12 protein-coding genes are annotated in these 16,485 nt (G+C 46.3%); 4 read left to right on the forward strand and 8 right to left on the reverse strand.

Annotated elements, in window-relative coordinates; genetic code table 11:
* Positions 1-335: 335 nt before the first annotated feature.
* A complete protein-coding gene (locus tag KI743_RS07555; RefSeq protein WP_285465815.1) occupies positions 336-1,535 on the reverse strand; it encodes an enolase C-terminal domain-like protein in 1,200 nt (399 codons plus the stop codon).
* Between the two features lie 260 nt (positions 1,536-1,795).
* Here KI743_RS07555 and KI743_RS07560 point away from each other — a divergent pair, with 260 nt between their 5' ends.
* From KI743_RS07560 to KI743_RS07570, 3 genes are all read left to right on the forward strand, one after another.
* Positions 1,796-3,229, forward strand: coding sequence for a PTS transporter subunit EIIC (locus KI743_RS07560; RefSeq protein ID WP_285465816.1), 1,434 nt, complete (start codon positions 1,796-1,798; stop codon positions 3,227-3,229).
* A gap of 115 nt (positions 3,230-3,344) precedes the next feature.
* Positions 3,345-4,304: a sugar kinase gene (locus KI743_RS07565; protein ID WP_285465817.1), complete on the forward strand. Its 960-nt coding sequence runs from the start codon at positions 3,345-3,347 to the stop codon at positions 4,302-4,304.
* A gap of 4 nt (positions 4,305-4,308) precedes the next feature.
* On the forward strand, positions 4,309-4,938 hold the full coding sequence (locus KI743_RS07570) for a bifunctional 4-hydroxy-2-oxoglutarate aldolase/2-dehydro-3-deoxy-phosphogluconate aldolase (RefSeq protein ID WP_285465818.1): 630 nt from the start codon (positions 4,309-4,311) through the stop codon (positions 4,936-4,938).
* Positions 4,939-5,039: 101 nt separating this feature from the next.
* On the opposite strand, the gene KI743_RS07575 is transcribed toward KI743_RS07570, so the two are convergent.
* On the reverse strand, positions 5,040-6,353 hold the full coding sequence (locus KI743_RS07575) for an AarF/ABC1/UbiB kinase family protein (protein WP_285465819.1): 1,314 nt from the start codon (positions 6,351-6,353) through the stop codon (positions 5,040-5,042).
* A 469-nt stretch (positions 6,354-6,822) separates the two neighbouring features.
* Here KI743_RS07575 and KI743_RS07580 point away from each other — a divergent pair, with 469 nt between their 5' ends.
* The gene (locus KI743_RS07580) at positions 6,823-9,177 is read left to right on the forward strand and encodes a bifunctional diguanylate cyclase/phosphodiesterase (protein WP_285465820.1); all 2,355 of its coding nucleotides are present in this window, start codon (positions 6,823-6,825) and stop codon (positions 9,175-9,177) included.
* A gap of 94 nt (positions 9,178-9,271) precedes the next feature.
* Here KI743_RS07580 and KI743_RS07585 read toward each other — a convergent pair whose 3' ends face one another.
* The 6 genes from KI743_RS07585 to betB form a co-directional block, all read right to left on the reverse strand.
* On the reverse strand, positions 9,272-9,769 hold the full coding sequence (locus tag KI743_RS07585) for a MarR family winged helix-turn-helix transcriptional regulator (protein ID WP_032553822.1): 498 nt from the start codon (positions 9,767-9,769) through the stop codon (positions 9,272-9,274).
* Positions 9,770-10,069: 300 nt separating this feature from the next.
* Complete coding sequence (choV, locus tag KI743_RS07590; protein ID WP_285465821.1) at positions 10,070-11,278, reverse strand: choline ABC transporter ATP-binding protein; 1,209 nt, start codon at positions 11,276-11,278, stop codon at positions 10,070-10,072.
* Between the two features lie 2 nt (positions 11,279-11,280).
* Entirely contained in the window at positions 11,281-12,123 is an 843-nt protein-coding gene (gene choW / locus KI743_RS07595) for a choline ABC transporter permease subunit (protein WP_032553821.1), read from the reverse strand.
* A 53-nt stretch (positions 12,124-12,176) separates the two neighbouring features.
* Complete coding sequence (locus tag KI743_RS07600) at positions 12,177-13,142, reverse strand: choline ABC transporter substrate-binding protein (RefSeq protein WP_285465822.1); 966 nt, start codon at positions 13,140-13,142, stop codon at positions 12,177-12,179.
* Between the two features lie 96 nt (positions 13,143-13,238).
* Positions 13,239-14,951 carry a choline dehydrogenase gene (gene betA / locus KI743_RS07605; protein ID WP_285465823.1) on the reverse strand — a complete coding sequence of 571 codons (1,713 nt, stop codon included), beginning with the start codon at positions 14,949-14,951 and terminating at the stop codon, positions 13,239-13,241.
* 27 nt (positions 14,952-14,978) lie between these two features.
* The gene (gene betB / locus KI743_RS07610; protein ID WP_285465824.1) at positions 14,979-16,439 is read right to left on the reverse strand and encodes a betaine-aldehyde dehydrogenase; all 1,461 of its coding nucleotides are present in this window, start codon (positions 16,437-16,439) and stop codon (positions 14,979-14,981) included.
* Positions 16,440-16,485 lie beyond the last annotated feature (46 nt).

Raw genomic sequence — 16,485 nt, forward strand, 5'->3', positions numbered from 1 at the left:
AAATTAGCTTGTAGGATATGATTGGCATAGATACCAACCTATATTCATATTTCTCTTTTTCTAATGAAGTAACATTTTTAGTTTAATAAGTTCGGAACAATGAACGTTGATATATGAGTATCCACACTACAGGGATACTTATAGTCAAATTAATAATATATCTGGTATAACGTTATTAGAAACTGCTTGATAACAATGGGAAAGTATAGGTTTTTCTAGTGAAGAGCATAAGCTTTGAAGAGGCTATTATTCATTGATAAAGCTAAACATTACTTATAAGAACTTTACATAAAAAAATAGCCACTGAACGTGGCTATTTGATTTGAAGGTAATTTCTATGGTGTATGAATTGCGCCATCTGGGAGTCGGCTCTGTGTCCACTCGTGAGGACGGTACATCACTGGGAATTCCTGTGCCATTTCATGATCCATTTCGACACCGATACCAGCGATCTCTGAAGCGTATAGGTAACCATCAACGGGTTCTGCTGCGTTCGGGAATACTTTATGAGTGTTAGCGTTGTACTCCACATGTTCTTGAATAGCAGCATTATGTAAGTGCACATTTAAGTGAGTGTTTACTGCTGCGCCAATTGGCGTCATGTCTGGCGGACAATGCCATGCGATACGCACACCGAAGGTCTGACATAGATGCCCCAATTTCAGAGCTGGTGTAATTCCACCAATCTGTGAAACGTGACAACGGATGAAGTCAATACGGCGATTAACAATCAGAGATTTCCACTCTTCAGGATTGTTAAACAGCTCCCCCAAGCCCAATGATACCGAGCTTTGGCTACGAATGTTATCTAGCCACTCCGTTTGGTTTGGCGGCAAAATGTCTTCTATAAAATAAGGCTTGTATTGCTCAACCTCTTTGGCAAACTGAATAGCTTGATTTGGGAATAGGCGCTCGTGCACATCATGTAAGATGTGGAATTTATTGCCATACTTCTCTCTCAACGACTTAAACATGGTTAAGGTATTGTCCATGTACTGATCTTGGTCGTAATACGATCCTTCAGTCGGGTTTTGAGTCGCATGTAGCTCCGTCGGTACACCACCATAGAAGCCTAATTGACAACGTATATGACGATAGCCTTTATCTAAAAATGAATCGACTAGGTCATAAATACCTTCCATCGTATCGCTGGTCGCATGTGTATAGACTGGAATAGCATCGCGAGCCTTACCACCAAATAGTTGATGCAGCGGCATGCCAGCAAGTTTTGCTTTGATATCCCACAATGCCATATCAACGCCAGATATCGCATTATTAATAACAGGACCATTGCGCCAATATGCATTGACCATCATCATTTGCCATAAGTCTTCAATATTATTGGCATTTTTTCCAATGAGAATAGGTTTTAAATATTCGTCAACCATGGTTTTTACAGCCAATGGTCTTTGTTGGAATGTCGCACAACCAAAGCCAGTCACCCCCTCATTCGTTTCAACGATTACGGTAATGAGGTTATGTCTATCCGGTTTTGTAATAACGCATTGGACGTCAGATATAATAGTTTCTTTCACAATTAAATAACCTAAACTTTGTCAACTCCTATTATCTAACCGTGTTAAAAACCACATTTCAAGCGCTAAATTTTGGTCAAAAATAATTGGTACGTTAAGTGATTTTTTTTCACAAACAAAACATACCAATTGCCGAAAAATGGTAAAAAATAAATTATTAGAAATTTAATTGTGATTGGGATCTCTTTTTATCCCATTGGATTAAAAACGCTTATCGCTATGATTGCTCGAGTTAAATATCTCCCAGTAACAGGTGTTGTATGCAAATTGTTGAAAAGAATGATGCTGTTATTAATAACTCAAAGTCATCACCCAAAAAGAAAAGTTTTAATGAAAATATACAGTTATTAGTCTCTGCTCTTGGCGGTGAAGATAACATTGTGAGTATCACTCACTGTATGACTCGATTGAGATTCAAATTGGCAGATGAGTCTTTGGCTGATGAAGATGCTGTCAAAGCGATTTCAGACGTAAAAGGCATGGTAAGCCAACAGGGTCAAACTCAAGTGATCATCGGCGTAGAAGTTGAAAAATGGTTTAACGCGCTGTCAGGCACACAACAAGCTCACGACTCTGTCACTGACGAAATAGAAAAAGGCAAACTGTTCCAAGACGTTATGCGTATCGTCGCCGGTATCTTTGGTCCGGTTGTTCCTGCTATCGCGGGTGCCGGTATGCTGATGGGTCTGTTATCAGGGCTTATCGCGACCAATGTTATCTCCGAAACCTCAGATACGGTGTACTTCTTCCGCTCTATCTCTGTAGCTGTGTTTTTCTTCCTACCTATGCTGGTCTCTTTCTCTGCAGCTAAGGTGTTTAAGATTAATGAGTACATCGCACTAGCAGTTTCTTCAGCCATGCTGGCACCACTGCTGGTTGAGAAGGCAACACTACTTAAAGACGCTGGCGCTGCGCCAGAGCTAACAGTACTTGGTGTTGTGCCTATCGAACTGCTGAACTATGGCGGGGCGATCGTACCCGCTATTTTAGCGATTTGGTTGCTGTCTAAGGTGACCCCTCTGGTTGACCGACTAGTACCTTCTTCAGCGAAACCGGTATTTACCCCTCTACTTGCGTTTACCGTGACTTCAACAATCACCCTCTCTTTTGTTGGTCCTGCAGGTATCTGGCTAAGTAACGGTGCTGGTTGGGTGATGAGCTCACTGCTTGAGATCTCGCCTACGCTAACAGGCTTTATCTTTGGTCTAACTCGCCCGATCACGATTGTGTTTGGTATCCACCATAGCATGACTCCAATCAGCCTCAACAACTTCGCGTTGTACGGTAAGGATCTGCTAATGCCAATCATGTGTCTGGGTAACATGGCGATTGCGGGCGCAACCATGGCTATCTGGCACAAACAACGTAAGTATGTTTCTAAAGAGCAGTCTTCAATTACTGCGGGTTCAAGTGTCACAGCTATCTTAGGTATCACAGAGCCGGCTCTATTTGGTGTTCTAACCAAGTACACCAAAGCAATGATGACTGCGAGTCTAGCTGCGGGCGTATTCGGTGCTATCTCTGTAACGATTGACACTCACCTAACGAGCTACATTCTATCTTCGGTATTCAGCTTACCTGCTTACCTAGCTAGCGGTACTCAGAACTTTGTTCAAGCACTGATGGGCGTAGTAGGTGTATTCGCACTCTCTTATGTTCTGACAATGCTACTTGTAAAGCTCGACAATAAGTAAATCCCCCAGCCTCACCACTGTGGGGTTGAACGAGCCAAGCGTGATCGTCGCTCCTGATGATCACGCTTTACTTCTCTAACCTTCATTCTAAGTTTCTCTTTCTAAGGTTTATTCTATGACCCATATCGCAATCATCGGCGAATGCATGATTGAGCTAAATGGTGCGCCCTTTGGCAACATGCTCCAAAGCTATGGCGGAGACACACTGAACGCCGCGATATATTTGAACCGCAGCCTCAAACAAGATGTGGATTTTTCTAACGTCCGTACGAGCTACGTAACCGCGCTTGGCACCGATTCAATCAGCCAAGAAATGACCCGTCGTTGGCAAAGTGAAGGGATATCAACAGACTTGGTACTAAGCGACCCCAAACGCTCTCCAGGGCTCTACCTAATTCAATTGGACGATGAGGGCGAGCGCACCTTTCTGTATTGGCGCAATGACTCCGCGGCGCGCTATATGGTTCAACACCCTGAATTTACGGATGTAATAACTCAGCTTGGTAATGCTGACATGGTCTTTTTCAGCGGCATTTCTCTGGCTATTTTGCCTGACGCAGACCGACTTGAACTGCTAGCCCAAATAGACAAGTTGCGTAACAACGGCGTTAAGACTGCATTTGATAGCAATTACCGCCCGAAACTTTGGCAAAGCATCTCTGCAACCCAAGAATCGTACTTACTTGCTTATCAAGCGACCGACATTGCACTCGTTACCTTCGATGACGAACAATTGATTTGGCAAGACAAAACGCCCCAAGACACAATTGCTAGACTGCATAAACTCGGCGTACAAATCGTAGTCGTTAAGATGGGCTCTGAGGGCTGCTTGATCAGCGAAAATCCAAACCAAGATCCTGTCTCTATCCCAACAACACCGGTAACCAACGTGGTTGATACGACCTCTGCGGGTGACTCATTTAATGGTGGATTCCTTGCACGTTACCTAACAGGTGGAAGCGTTGCACAAGCGTGTCAACATGGTAACGCGCTGGCTGGGTTAGTCATCCAGCATCATGGGGCAATAATCCCACAATCTATCACAGACAATCTTTCTACTCTTATCGAGAAATAAACTCATGCCAACTATTAACGATCAATTAAAAGCACTAAAAGTAATTCCAGTTATCGCCATCGACAACGCGCAAGATATTATTCCACTCGGCAAAGTGTTAGCAGAAAACGGTCTACCAGTAGCTGAAGTCACTTTCCGCTCTGACGCGGCGGTTGAGGCCATTCGCCTACTGCGCGAAGCGCAACCTGACATGCTTATCGGCGCTGGGACTATCATCAATGGTGAGCAAGCTTTGGCTGCTAAAGAGGCGGGCGCAACCTTTGTCGTGTCACCTGGCTTTAACCCAAATACAGTTAAGGTTTGCCAAAAGATTGGTATCGACATTATCCCTGGGGTGAACAACCCAAGCACCGTCGAGGCTGCTCTAGAAATGGGATTAACAACACTTAAATTTTTTCCTGCAGAGGCTTCTGGTGGCATTAACATGGTCAAGTCATTGGTTGGTCCATACGGTAATATCCGACTGATGCCAACGGGCGGAATTACACCAGGTAACATCGATAACTATTTAGCGGTGCCAGAAGTGCTTGCTTGCGGAGGCACATGGATGGTGGATAAGAAATTGGTAGACAGCCAGCAATGGGACGAGGTTGCTCGCTTGACCCGCGAAATTGTAGAGCAAGTAAAACGCTAAACAAAGAATGGTCAGATCCTGTTAGGTTCTGGCCTTTTTGCTTTTTACTTTTTACTCGACTCTCGATACCTCACCAACAGCCACGTCAACTTGTACCGCTATCAGCTGTTTAGATAAGGGGCAACCAGCTGTCGGATGTTAACATTGGCGCCAATTCTCGCAGCCAACAGATACATGCCTCCAATCTTTCTGTGCAGGAATAAGGCGTCAGCTGGAGGCGTGTGCCAATACTCTTGCTCCATACTCAAAATCGTTCCCGCCTCTCGCAGTCGCTTAGCAAGGTCACTGCCCTTAAAGTCATACTCACCTTCGACCAGCATAGGCTCACAGGCCATTTTCACGAGGTTCAATACCGCTTGTCGTTGGCTATCAACAATGGTGTCGCTAAAGAAGCCTATATCTTCCAAAGCTCGATTAAGACCTATTTCATCGCCTTCAATCACAGAGCGAAACACCTGACGATAGCCGTTACTGAATTTGTCGCTGTATTCTCGCGTCGCTCCAAAATCAAGCAGGCCGATCTGGTTAGTTTTTTCATTGAAGAGATAGTTAGCGAAGTTAGGATCGGTTTGCACCATCTTGAGTTCAAATAGTTCCTTAAACAGCAGCTCAAGCAGACTCGTCATAACAAAATTGCGCGTTTCCTGTGACGCATGCTCTACCGATTCGACCGATCGCCCCTCAATAAACTCCATTGCAAGCACTGCATCAGAAGAACTCGGTAGATGAACTTTCGGTACAACAAAATGAGCATCGGCCTGCAACGCTTGATGGTAACGTATCGCGAATTGCGCCTCTCGTTGATAGTCGGCTTCATCATGCAGCTGCTTTTTTGCCTCTTCCAACAAGCCTTTGTAATCCACTGATTCGGGAATCAATCCGACAACTTTTAACAAGGTGCCAACGTTATCGACATCGCTATCAATACTCTTGCGAATGCCAGGATATTGCACCTTCACCGCCAACTTATCACCCGCGTCACTGTACGCTTGATGCACCTGTCCAATTGAGGCGCTCGCGATAGGCTTGAAGTTGAAAGCGATATATTCCGACTTCCAATCAGATCCTAGTGAATTTTCCAAAACCTGATTCAGTTGTTTGGAAGGAAGAGGGTCCGCATCCGAGCGCAGCCTACTTAGTATGTCCGCAAGTTCCGGTTCAAGAACATCGCCGGCATCCATCGACAGCATTTGACCAAGCTTCATTGCCGCTCCTCGAAGATGTGCAAGCTGCTCGGTGAGACGGCCGATATTCTGTGGTGTCAGCAATAAGTCGCGCGCTTTCGGCCGATTACCTTGCACGATTTGCTTTGTCCCTTCAGTTAGTACGTTTCCGGCAACACGAGTCGCCAGCGACGCAAACTTACCGAAACGTGAAATTCTATGGGTTGGGATATTTCTTTCTTTTGCCGACATAAAGACTCCGTCAAAGTTAACTGCTCTGTATACGAACAGAAACGTACTTCGGATGATTACAAATACGATTATTTACATGAGTTGCGTATCCCTCAAAAGTAACATAGTTACACTGCGGGGTTTTATAAAATGCCCCGCCAAATCAAAGAGTCGCTTGCAGCAGTTAATAAGTTTAATGAGATAGGCTTAACTCTCACCAATGAAAGGCAACTTAATTTTCAAACACACTCCGAAAGCCGATATTAAAGTCACTTACTTGAACAAGCCAAGTACCATAAGACTTTGAAAATTAATAAATCTATCTATTATCTTTACAATTCAAACAGTAGAAACGTGATATTCAGTCACGGACTTAAATTCTCTCTCAAATCCCTTTGCAAAGGTCGGAGATCTAACCTAACTTCAATTATGTGCAAAGTAGCATAACAGTCAGTAACCTTGGAGTACGACTGGGAGATTGGAGTGTTATATGGATTTAACGAACAAGGCCGCTCGCATTTTTATACCCGCCATTTTCATCATTGTCTTCTCAAGTGGCATTGCTTACTACCTGTCTTACGAAAAGCAAATAAAAAACCAAATCGTAAGTAAATGGTGTGTACAGCTTGAATTTGTCGTTAAGCAGATGGGAGAAGAGCTTAGGGATCAAAAAGCCTTCTTGAACAACATCGCGGAAAGAGAGAGTTTTATAAAACGCGCAGACTTGAATCGAACAGTCTACGACGCGTTTGCATCGATCGATACACAGCTTAGTAGCACACGGTTTGATTACAACACCAACAATTCCTACTCATTTGCTATCATCGATTCACACTCCAACCTCATTGCGAGCTCAGTGCAAACTTTAGAACATCAATCGAACCAGCTGTTTCTCGATACGGGTCGCACCTACCTCACTGATCCAAACAACTCAGAAAAGCTCTCGATCATCGATGGCAAGCTATACGCTGTTACCGCTCACACTTTGGAAGGCTACCAGGACCGCATTGCAGTACTCATATTACCAATTTCTGTATTCGACGGCTTCAAAGCGACGTTGAAGGAACAGCTACCCTTCGGGTTCTCTTTTGACTACCGCTTTCTAACAGGCCAAGAACGAAGCATATTTTCACCCCACGAGGCGGAACCGTTAGTGGTTGCGCTCACTAACTATCACGCCTTCGATAACCATGCGATGAAAATGGAAGTGGACTTCTCTGACGGCGTCGCTTTCAAACACATGGACCCTTTCATCTCAGCATCCCTGCATGTTTTCCCTGAAAATTACCAAAGCCAACTCAACCAAGCCAAGATTTCGATAGGGGGCGTTACCTTAGCCATTACATTGTTCCTAATTAGTGGCGGCTACTTTCTATTTTATAGACAGGTGCTACAGCCCCTTCAGGCATACACTAGAGAACTCAATGCACTAAAACCCAATGAAGATGCTCAACCAAACAAGGAAGACCCATTAGATCCAAGCTATCAATCGGTATTTGAACGCGTCAAAACCCTTGTGGAAACCGATGCGCTTACTGGTCTTGATAATCGTACTTTCTTCATGCAGAACCTAAAAAGGCTACTCTCTGAAGATCATCACGGTACCAGCTACCTTATCTACATCGACCTCGATAAATTTAAGGCTGTGAATGACAACTATGGTCACGATGCAGGTGATGAGCTCTTAGTACGCTTTGCATCCTCAACTCAACAAATTTTACAACGCTCACGGGGCCGCCTGTTTCAATCTTACCTATTTGCTCGACTCAGTGGCGATGAGTTCGCGATATACACCTACGGCATAACTCGCCTGTCCGATATTCTGAGCGTACTTGAAAGCATTGAAGCGCAGTTCGAATCCAACTTTTTCCTTGGGGATCAACGCTATCGCGTAGGTATCAGTTTGGGTGTAGTTGAAATCAATGAACACAATGAGAACCTCACTACTGACTCTTTAATGATTCAAGCAGATAGAGCCATGTATGTGGCGAAAGAGTCTGAGGCTCGCCACTACTTTTATAACTCCGATCTCGAAGAAGTCGTCGCCAAAGAGCAACTTATCGAGCAGACGTTACTTAAAGCACTCAACGAAGACGGATTCTGCTTCTCTTTCATGCCCATAATCAATGCGCCTTCTAAAACCTTACGTGGTTTCGAACTGCTACTGCGCTGCCCTGAGCTAGCCAAGCAGAATATCGGTCCGGATGAGTTCATCCCTTGTGCTGAACGTACAGGCATTATCCGCGATATCGATATGTGGGTTATCAGTAATGGTTTGATGGCCGCCAAAAGACTCATCGACAGAGGAAACAGTTCACTCAAATTTGCCATTAATATCTCCAGTTTAGAATTAATGTCTCCGGGCTTTCCTGCCGACGTCAATCGTATGCTAATCAGCACTGGAGTCCCTGCCGAGAATATCGAATTCGAGGTTACAGAAACGGCGTTCGTTCCTGACGAAACCACTGAATTAGACGTGCTATTTGATCTGAAAAAGATTGGGGTGGACTTAGCCATCGATGATTTTGGTACTGGCTTTACCTCTTTCAACCAATTGATTCGTTATCCGTTCGATACCCTAAAGATCGATAAATCCTTTGTTGATCAGATCTTCAATAACAACCCATCCAAGCAAGAGATGGTGAATGTGTTGTATCGCCTCGCGAAAAACTACTCTCTTAAGGTGGTTGCTGAAGGAGTCGAAACCAGAGAGCAAGAAACTTTCCTCACTCGCTTGGGTTGTAACTACCTGCAAGGTTACTACTATGGAACGCCTGTCACCGAGGACGATGTATTAGGTCTGATTGCTAAGTTCCAGAACCGACAAGAGACAAAGAATAAATAGCCGAACAGACTCAACACCAACGAAAAGACCACGCTCAAATGCGTGGTCTTGTATTCGAATCGAAACAGTTACTTCAGCTTGATACTTCAGTTAGTTATTTCGCTGACTCGTCCGTTTTGACAGTATTTGTGATGCCTTCGAGCTGAAGAACTGGCGCAGCATCAATATCCTCTGCGTTCATCATCGAAGAGATACGCTGCATAGAAGAAAGAAGTAGACTCTGCTCCCATGGCTCTAAGTTCTGGAATTTATTAACAAAATTATCTTGAAGTGGCGGTGGTGCACTGTTTAGCAGATCTTGACCTTTTTCGGTTAGATTCGCATGAACTTTACGTCTATCCGACACACTACGTACACGTTGCACATAACCATTCTGCTCAAGACGGTCGATGATGGTAGTCGTCGTTGCCTGACTCACATTGGTGTGATTCGATAGCTCTTTGATCGTCACATTGCCCATCTCTTGGATTGCTCTCATTAAAATCAATTGAGGGCCAGTCAAACCATACTCTTTACTCAGCTTCTTCGAGTGTAAATCGATAGCGCGAATAATTTGGCGAATAGCGACCAGGATTTCGTCATGTTTGTCCAAGATGCAGACCTTTGTTCTTATATGCTGTGAGTGATTTTACAATGCAAAGAAAACCATCGCCTTTATGCTACCAGCAAGATGGAAATTCCACTGTAAATTAATAGATTACTTCATTGATTTTTCCGCATTGTACTTATGTTCAGACTATTCTCAATCTTTTCTCAAACCCTAAACCTGCGTCGCGTGGCAGTTTTGTGAAATCACATAGGGTAGAGCACGATTGATACATAACTGTGAGGTAAATGAGACAACCATTTCGAGCTCTCTCATTTACCGATTAGCGACTGGAGATTCGATTTTCTAAGCCGCATTATTGAGCTGAAAATTGCCCGTCAACGCGCTATAGAACTCGCTGTCATCTAAAATGCCCACCAACTGTTTGTTCTCCACCAGCAAGATTGGGTAATCACTCTGTTGTTTGAGTTTGATTGCGTCACGCATACCAATTTCAGGACTGGCAACAACTAAGGTTGACGGCTCAAGATCAAGCTCATCCGAATCTGACGCCTGCCATGTATGTAGGTTAAGGTCATTCTCTCCCTTAATGGTGATCGCCCCTTCAACTTGCTCTACCCACACATCTTTGCTCGCGCACACTTTCCAGCTATCGTCTTGCTGCTCTAGCGACTCAAGAGGCTGCATTAAAGATCGCCCTTTGAGCACGTTCAATGGATTTGTATGAGCAACAAAGTCCTTCACATACTCAGTTTTCGGCTTAAGTACGATCTCTTCTGGTTTACCATGTTGAATCAGTTTGCCGGATTCCATGATCGCAATATTGTTACCGATTTTAAGGGCTTCATCGAGATCATGACTGACGAACAAAATGGTCTTATTAAGCTTGTTCTGTAGAGTAATCAGCTCGTCTTGTAGCTGAGCACGAATCAACGGGTCAAGCGCAGAGAACGGTTCATCCATCAGCAGAATGTCAGTATCCATCGCGAACGCGCGCGCCAGACCAACACGCTGCTGCATACCCCCTGATAGCTCGTGTGGAAACTTGGTTTCCCACTCTGCAAGACCCACCATTTCTAGCTGCTCACGCGCTTTCGCTCGGCGTGCGTCTTTCGCCATGCCTTGCATCTCTAGCCCGAACGCCACGTTATCTAAAACGGTAAGCCACGGCATAAGAGCAAACTTTTGAAACACCATAGACACGCGATGAGTGCGAAGGTGGCGTAACGTCGTTTCATCACACTGGGCAAGATCGACCTGTTTGTCGCCATCCTTCACTTCCAGTGAGCCACGGCTGATTGGGTTCAAGCCATTAACCGCGCGCAGCAGTGACGACTTTCCAGAACCGGATAATCCCATCAACACACAAATCTCACCCTCTTGAATATTCAAGGACACGTTGTCGACCCCAACTACCTGGCCTGTCTCATCGATGATCTCTTGACGAGACTTACCTTGGTCGAGCTTCTCAAGTGCTAATTGGGTATTGTCACCGAACACAACATCGAGGTTTTTAATGGTAATCGCATCCATTTTTTGCTTGTCATGACTCATGATTAAGCCTCCTTCTGGTTCGGCGTTTTACACAATCGGTCAAGGATGATCGCTACGAGAACAATCGCTAAACCCGCTTCAAAGCCTTGAGAGATGTTCACTGTATTCAACGCGCGTACAACTGGTTTTCCTAGACCATCCGCACCTACTAGCGCTGCAATCACCACCATCGACAGCGACAGCATAATGCACTGAGTGACACCAGCCATGATGCTTGGCAGAGCCGCAGGCAGCTCAACTTTCATTAGCAGTTTCATTCGACTCGCGCCAAACGCCTTACCCGCTTCAATTAGCTCTTCTGGCACCTTGGTTACTCCGAGATAAGTCAAACGGATCGGTGCTGCGATGGCAAAGATAATGGTCGAGATAAGCCCCGGCACAATCCCTAATCCAAACAGCACTAAGGTTGGGATCAGATAAACAAAGGTTGGCACGGTTTGCATCAAATCGAGGATCGGCCTTAACACGGTATAGAGCCATGGACGATGCGCCGCCATGATGCCCACTGGAACGCCAATTAATACGGAAATCGTTGTCGCAGCAAAGACGAGGACAAAGGTTTCCAGCATTTCTTGCCAGTAGCCAAGATTAAGAATGGTCAGCAGCGCCGCCACAACAAAGACCACCAGTGAGATCTTACGATGCAGGTACCACGCGAGAGCCGCGGTAATTAAAATCGGTAGAGCCGGTGGCATCCACTTAAACACATCAACCAGAAACAGAATAACCGTCTCTAGAAAAATAGAGATGGCATCAAACAGCCCTGCCGCATTGATGGTTAGCCAGTCGACGCCAGCTTCCATCCATTGACCCACTGGGATTTTGTTGTCGGTAATAAAATTCACAATATTGCCTTTTCTATGGTGAGCTGCTAACGCAACTCACCATTTCCTTCTAATTACGCTTTCACTTGCTTTAGGTATGCTGATACAGCGTCTTGAGCTGAATCGCCCTTGAGCGTTTTCACGTTCTTAAGCCACGCTTCCACTTGCTGTGGGTTGCTGTTAAGCCACTGCTGAGCTGCTTTGTTTGGTTGAACGTTTTGGTTAAGAATCGCTTCCATCAGCTCGTTTTCCATCTCTAGAGTGAACTCTAGGTTTTGCAGGAGCTGACCGACGTTTGAACACTCAGACAGGTAATTTGCGCGTACGTTAGTGTAAACATTAGCGCCACCGTAATTTGGACCGAAGAAGTCGTCACCACCGTCTAAGTACTCCATCTCAACATTGCTGTTCATTGGATGCGGCGCCCAACCCAAGTAGACGATCCATTGGTTGCGACGAGCCGCACGAGACACTTGTGAAACCATGCCCGCTTCACTTGATTCAACCAGACTGAAGTCTTTCAGACCGAAAGCATCTGAGTCGATCATCGATTGGATTAAACGGTTGCCATCGTTGCCCGGCTCAATGCCGTAGATGCGGTCTTTGAATTTGTCTGCGTGCTTAGCGAGATCGGCGAAGCTCTTCACACCAGCATCGTAAACATACTTAGGAACCGCCAGCGTATACTTCGCGCCTTCTAGATTAGCGCGCACAGTTTCCACGGTTCCCACTTCACGGTACTTAGCAATATCGCCTTCCATCGTTGGCATCCAGTTACCAAGGAAAACGTCAATGTCACCGTTAGCCATTGAAGAGTAAGTCACAGGCACAGAAAGCAGGTCTGTCTTGGTCTGATAACCCAATCCTTTTAGGAGCTCAGTGGTGATTGCCGTCGTTGCGGTAATATCGGTCCAGCCGACATCAGCAAAGCGCACGTTCTCACACTGTTGAGGTTCAACCGCTGCATAAGCGTTTAATGCCAATAGGCTCATCGCGCTAGCGGCCACTGTCTTTTTGGTCACGGTACGGATAATTGTCATAGTGATTCCTTTTATTCTTCCTTTTCACCACGTCGATGTGGTTTCTGACTCATACTTTTTTGCGGCCTTTATTCACGACCGACTCTCGATTTGTAATTAGGTTTCGTCGGCTAAGGCTCTTAACGGTTCATTTTCACGCTGAGTTTCTTGCCATTGAGGCGCAATCCAAACGGGTACATCTGCTGCAGCCAGTGGCGTTTTACCCAATATGAAATCCGCAGCGCGCTCTGCCACCATAATGGTTGGCGCATTCAAGTTACCGTTGGGAATAGTTGGGAATACCGACGAATCGACCACACGTAGGTTAGCGACACCGCGCACTCGACACTCTTCGTCCAGAACCGCCATTGGGTCGTCATCTGCGCCCATTTTGCAGCCGCAAGACGGGTGATACGCGCTCTCGACATTCTGTTTTACCCATTCATCGATCGCTTCATCAGAGGTGACATCTGCCCCCGGCTGAATCTCTTCTCCACGGAACTTATCCATCGCAGGTTGAGAGAGGATTTCACGCGTCAGACGAATACAGTCACGCCAGTCTTGACGGTCTTGCTCTGTCGAAATGTAGTTAAAAATGATTTCAGGTTTGGCATGTGGGTCAGCCGATGTGATTGCGACAGTACCGCGACTCTCAGGTTTATTGGGACCAACATGGACTTGGAAACCATGACCATCAAAGGCCGCTTGGCCGTCGTAACGCATCGCTGCAGGCAGAAAGTGATATTGGATGTTCGGCCACTTCAGACCTTTTCGAGAGCGGATAAAGGCGCAAGATTCGAAGTGATTGGTCGCTCCAAGCCCTTTGCGAGTCAAAATCCACTCCGCACCAATCATGCCTTTGCTGACTAAACCGAGTTTGCTGTTGAGCGTGATCGGTTCATTACAGTGATACTGGAAGTAGACTTCGAGGTGGTCTTGCAGGTTTTCACCGACACCGCTGAGTTCATGCCTAAGCTCTACGCCCGCTTTTTCAAGCACTGCTTTTGGCCCAACCCCAGATAGCTGAAGTAACTGAACTGAACCGATAGACCCCGCCGAAGAGATCACCTCTTTTGAAGCCGAAGCGGTTTGAATCTTGCCGGACTTTTCAAACTCAACGCCTGTCGCTTTCAATTGGTCAGACTCTTGCTCTAGCAATACCTTACGAACCACCACGCCTTTAATGAGCGTCAGGTTAGAGCGCTTTAATGCACGACGTAGATACGCGTTAGAGGTTGAGGCTCTCACACCCTTGTCTACCGTCATGTGCATAGGACCAAAGCCCTCTTGCTGATAGCCGTTGTAGTCTTTGGTTTCTGGGTAACCCGCATCTTTGCCGGCATCGATAAAGGCTTGATAGAGCGGGTTCATCGCCATGTCGTTGCCGTTACAGGTTCCTAAAGGACCATTGTCACCGCGGTACTCATCGCCGCCCTGATTCCATGTTTCTGCGCGTCGGAAATAAGGCAAGCACGCTTGGTAGTTCCAACCCGCTGCGCCTTTCTCTTCCCACTCGTCAAAGTCACACGCATGACCACGCACGTAAACCATGCCGTTAATCGACGAGCTGCCACCCAAAACCTTACCGCGTGGGCAGTGTAACTGACGTCCATCGAGCCCAGACTCTTGCTGAGTTTCAAATTGCCAAGCGTACTTTTCGGTGTTCATCGGGTAAGAAAGAGCCGTCGGCATCTGGATAAAAATACTCTTATCCGTACCACCAGCCTCCAGCAATAACACGCTATGTTGACCGCTTGCTGTGAGCCGATCGGCCAACACGCAGCCGGCCGAACCCGCGCCGACGATAATATAATCGTAGCGTTGTTCCATGTTCTGTTCTCCGTGAGAGGTTAAGCGTTATGCATAAGGGCTGGCGTAGTCGCCTAGCTCAATAAGAATGCTCTTGGTTTGGGTGTAGTGAAGTAGGGTTTCAGGGCCATTCTCACGACCAATCCCCGATAACTTATAGCCACCAACTGGCATCTCTGCTGGTGAGTCACCCCAAGTGTTTACCCAGCAAATTCCAGCCTGCATTTGATGAATCACACGGTGGGCACGAGATAGGTTTTGCGTAAATACCCCCGCAGCCAAGCCATAGTGGGTGTCGTTGGCACGGCGAATCACATCGTTTTCATCGGTGAATTTGAGCACTGACATGACAGGGCCGAAGATCTCCTGCTGAACATGAGGCATGTCATCGTCACAATCGACGAATACGGTTGGGATAACAAAATTGCCATTACCTAGCCCATTGTCAGTCACTTGATAGCCGCCAGTCAGCAGAGTTGCGCCAGACTGCTTAGCCGTCTCAATCGCTTCAAGGACTTTAGACAGATGCTGTTTGGAGATGAGCGCACCGATTTGCGTTTCGATGTCCATCGGGTCACCAATCACAAGCTTTTCTGTACGCGCCTTGAGCTGGTCAACAAACTCTTGGTAGATATTTTCATGCACATAAACTCGTGTGCCATTGGTACACACCTCACCTTGGGTGTAGAAGTTAGCCACCATCGCGGCAGATACCGCATCATCGAGCTTGGCATCATCAAAGATAATCATTGGCGACTTACCGCCAAGCTCCATGGTGACAGACTTAAGCGTCTTTGCACTATCAGCCATTACCGCTTTGCCTGTACCCGTTTCCCCCGTGAAAGAGACTTTGGCAATATCTGGATGAGCCGTCAGCATTTGACCAACTCGGTAATCGCCTTGAACAACGTTAAACACACCGTCTGGTAGACCCGCTTCGGTAAAGATTTCAGCCAATTTTAGTGCGGTAAGGGGAGTTTCTTCTGAAGGCTTGAACACCATTGCATTGCCCGCGGCCAATGCAGGTGCCGACTTCCACATTGCGATTTGAATTGGGTAGTTCCAAGCACCTATACCGGCACACACACCCAGAGGTTCGCGGCGGGTATAGAAAAACTGGCTTTCGCTCAGGGGTTGTTGCTCACCTTGCAGAGTCGGAGCAAGACCTGCGTAGTACTCAATTACGTCAGCGCCAGAGGCCACATCCACTTCAATCGCTTCCTGCAATGGCTTGCCTGTATCAGCAACCTCAAGCTTTGCAAGGTCATCGTTTCGTGTTCTAAGTATTTCTACCGCCTTCATCAAAATGCGACTGCGTTCCACGGCACTCATAGCAGACCATACAGCAAAGCCGCGCTTCGCCGATTCGACCGCTTGTTCAAGGTCTGATTGAGACGCTTGGCCAATGATCGCAATAGGTTCACCATTGGCAGGGTTAGTGCTGACAAAGGTTTCCCCAGACGTAGCAGCCACCGTTTTTCCATCTATGTATAAAGTGTTCATTTCCATGTGAGTTTCTGACTTAGTTTATGTTTAGGCTCAGCTGGCCCATTCA

The sequence above is a fragment of the Vibrio sp. D420a genome, assembly GCF_030248625.1.
In the GTDB taxonomy this organism is placed as follows: domain Bacteria; phylum Pseudomonadota; class Gammaproteobacteria; order Enterobacterales; family Vibrionaceae; genus Vibrio; species Vibrio fortis_A.

What these genes read in the sequence shown, in the direction of transcription:
- KI743_RS07560 (WP_285465816.1), top strand. Translation starts at nt 1,796, where the DNA reads ATGCAAATTGTTGAAAAGAATGATGCTGTTATTAATAACTCAAAGTCA.
- KI743_RS07565 (WP_285465817.1), top strand. Translation starts at nt 3,345, where the DNA reads ATGACCCATATCGCAATCATCGGCGAATGCATGATTGAGCTAAATGGT.
- KI743_RS07570 (WP_285465818.1), top strand. Translation starts at nt 4,309, where the DNA reads ATGCCAACTATTAACGATCAATTAAAAGCACTAAAAGTAATTCCAGTT.
- KI743_RS07575 (WP_285465819.1), bottom strand. Translation starts at nt 6,353, where the DNA reads ATGTCGGCAAAAGAAAGAAATATCCCAACCCATAGAATTTCACGTTTC.
- KI743_RS07580 (WP_285465820.1), top strand. Translation starts at nt 6,823, where the DNA reads ATGGATTTAACGAACAAGGCCGCTCGCATTTTTATACCCGCCATTTTC.
- choV (WP_285465821.1), bottom strand. Translation starts at nt 11,278, where the DNA reads ATGAGTCATGACAAGCAAAAAATGGATGCGATTACCATTAAAAACCTC.
- KI743_RS07600 (WP_285465822.1), bottom strand. Translation starts at nt 13,142, where the DNA reads ATGACAATTATCCGTACCGTGACCAAAAAGACAGTGGCCGCTAGCGCG.
- betA (WP_285465823.1), bottom strand. Translation starts at nt 14,951, where the DNA reads ATGGAACAACGCTACGATTATATTATCGTCGGCGCGGGTTCGGCCGGC.
- betB (WP_285465824.1), bottom strand. Translation starts at nt 16,439, where the DNA reads ATGGAAATGAACACTTTATACATAGATGGAAAAACGGTGGCTGCTACG.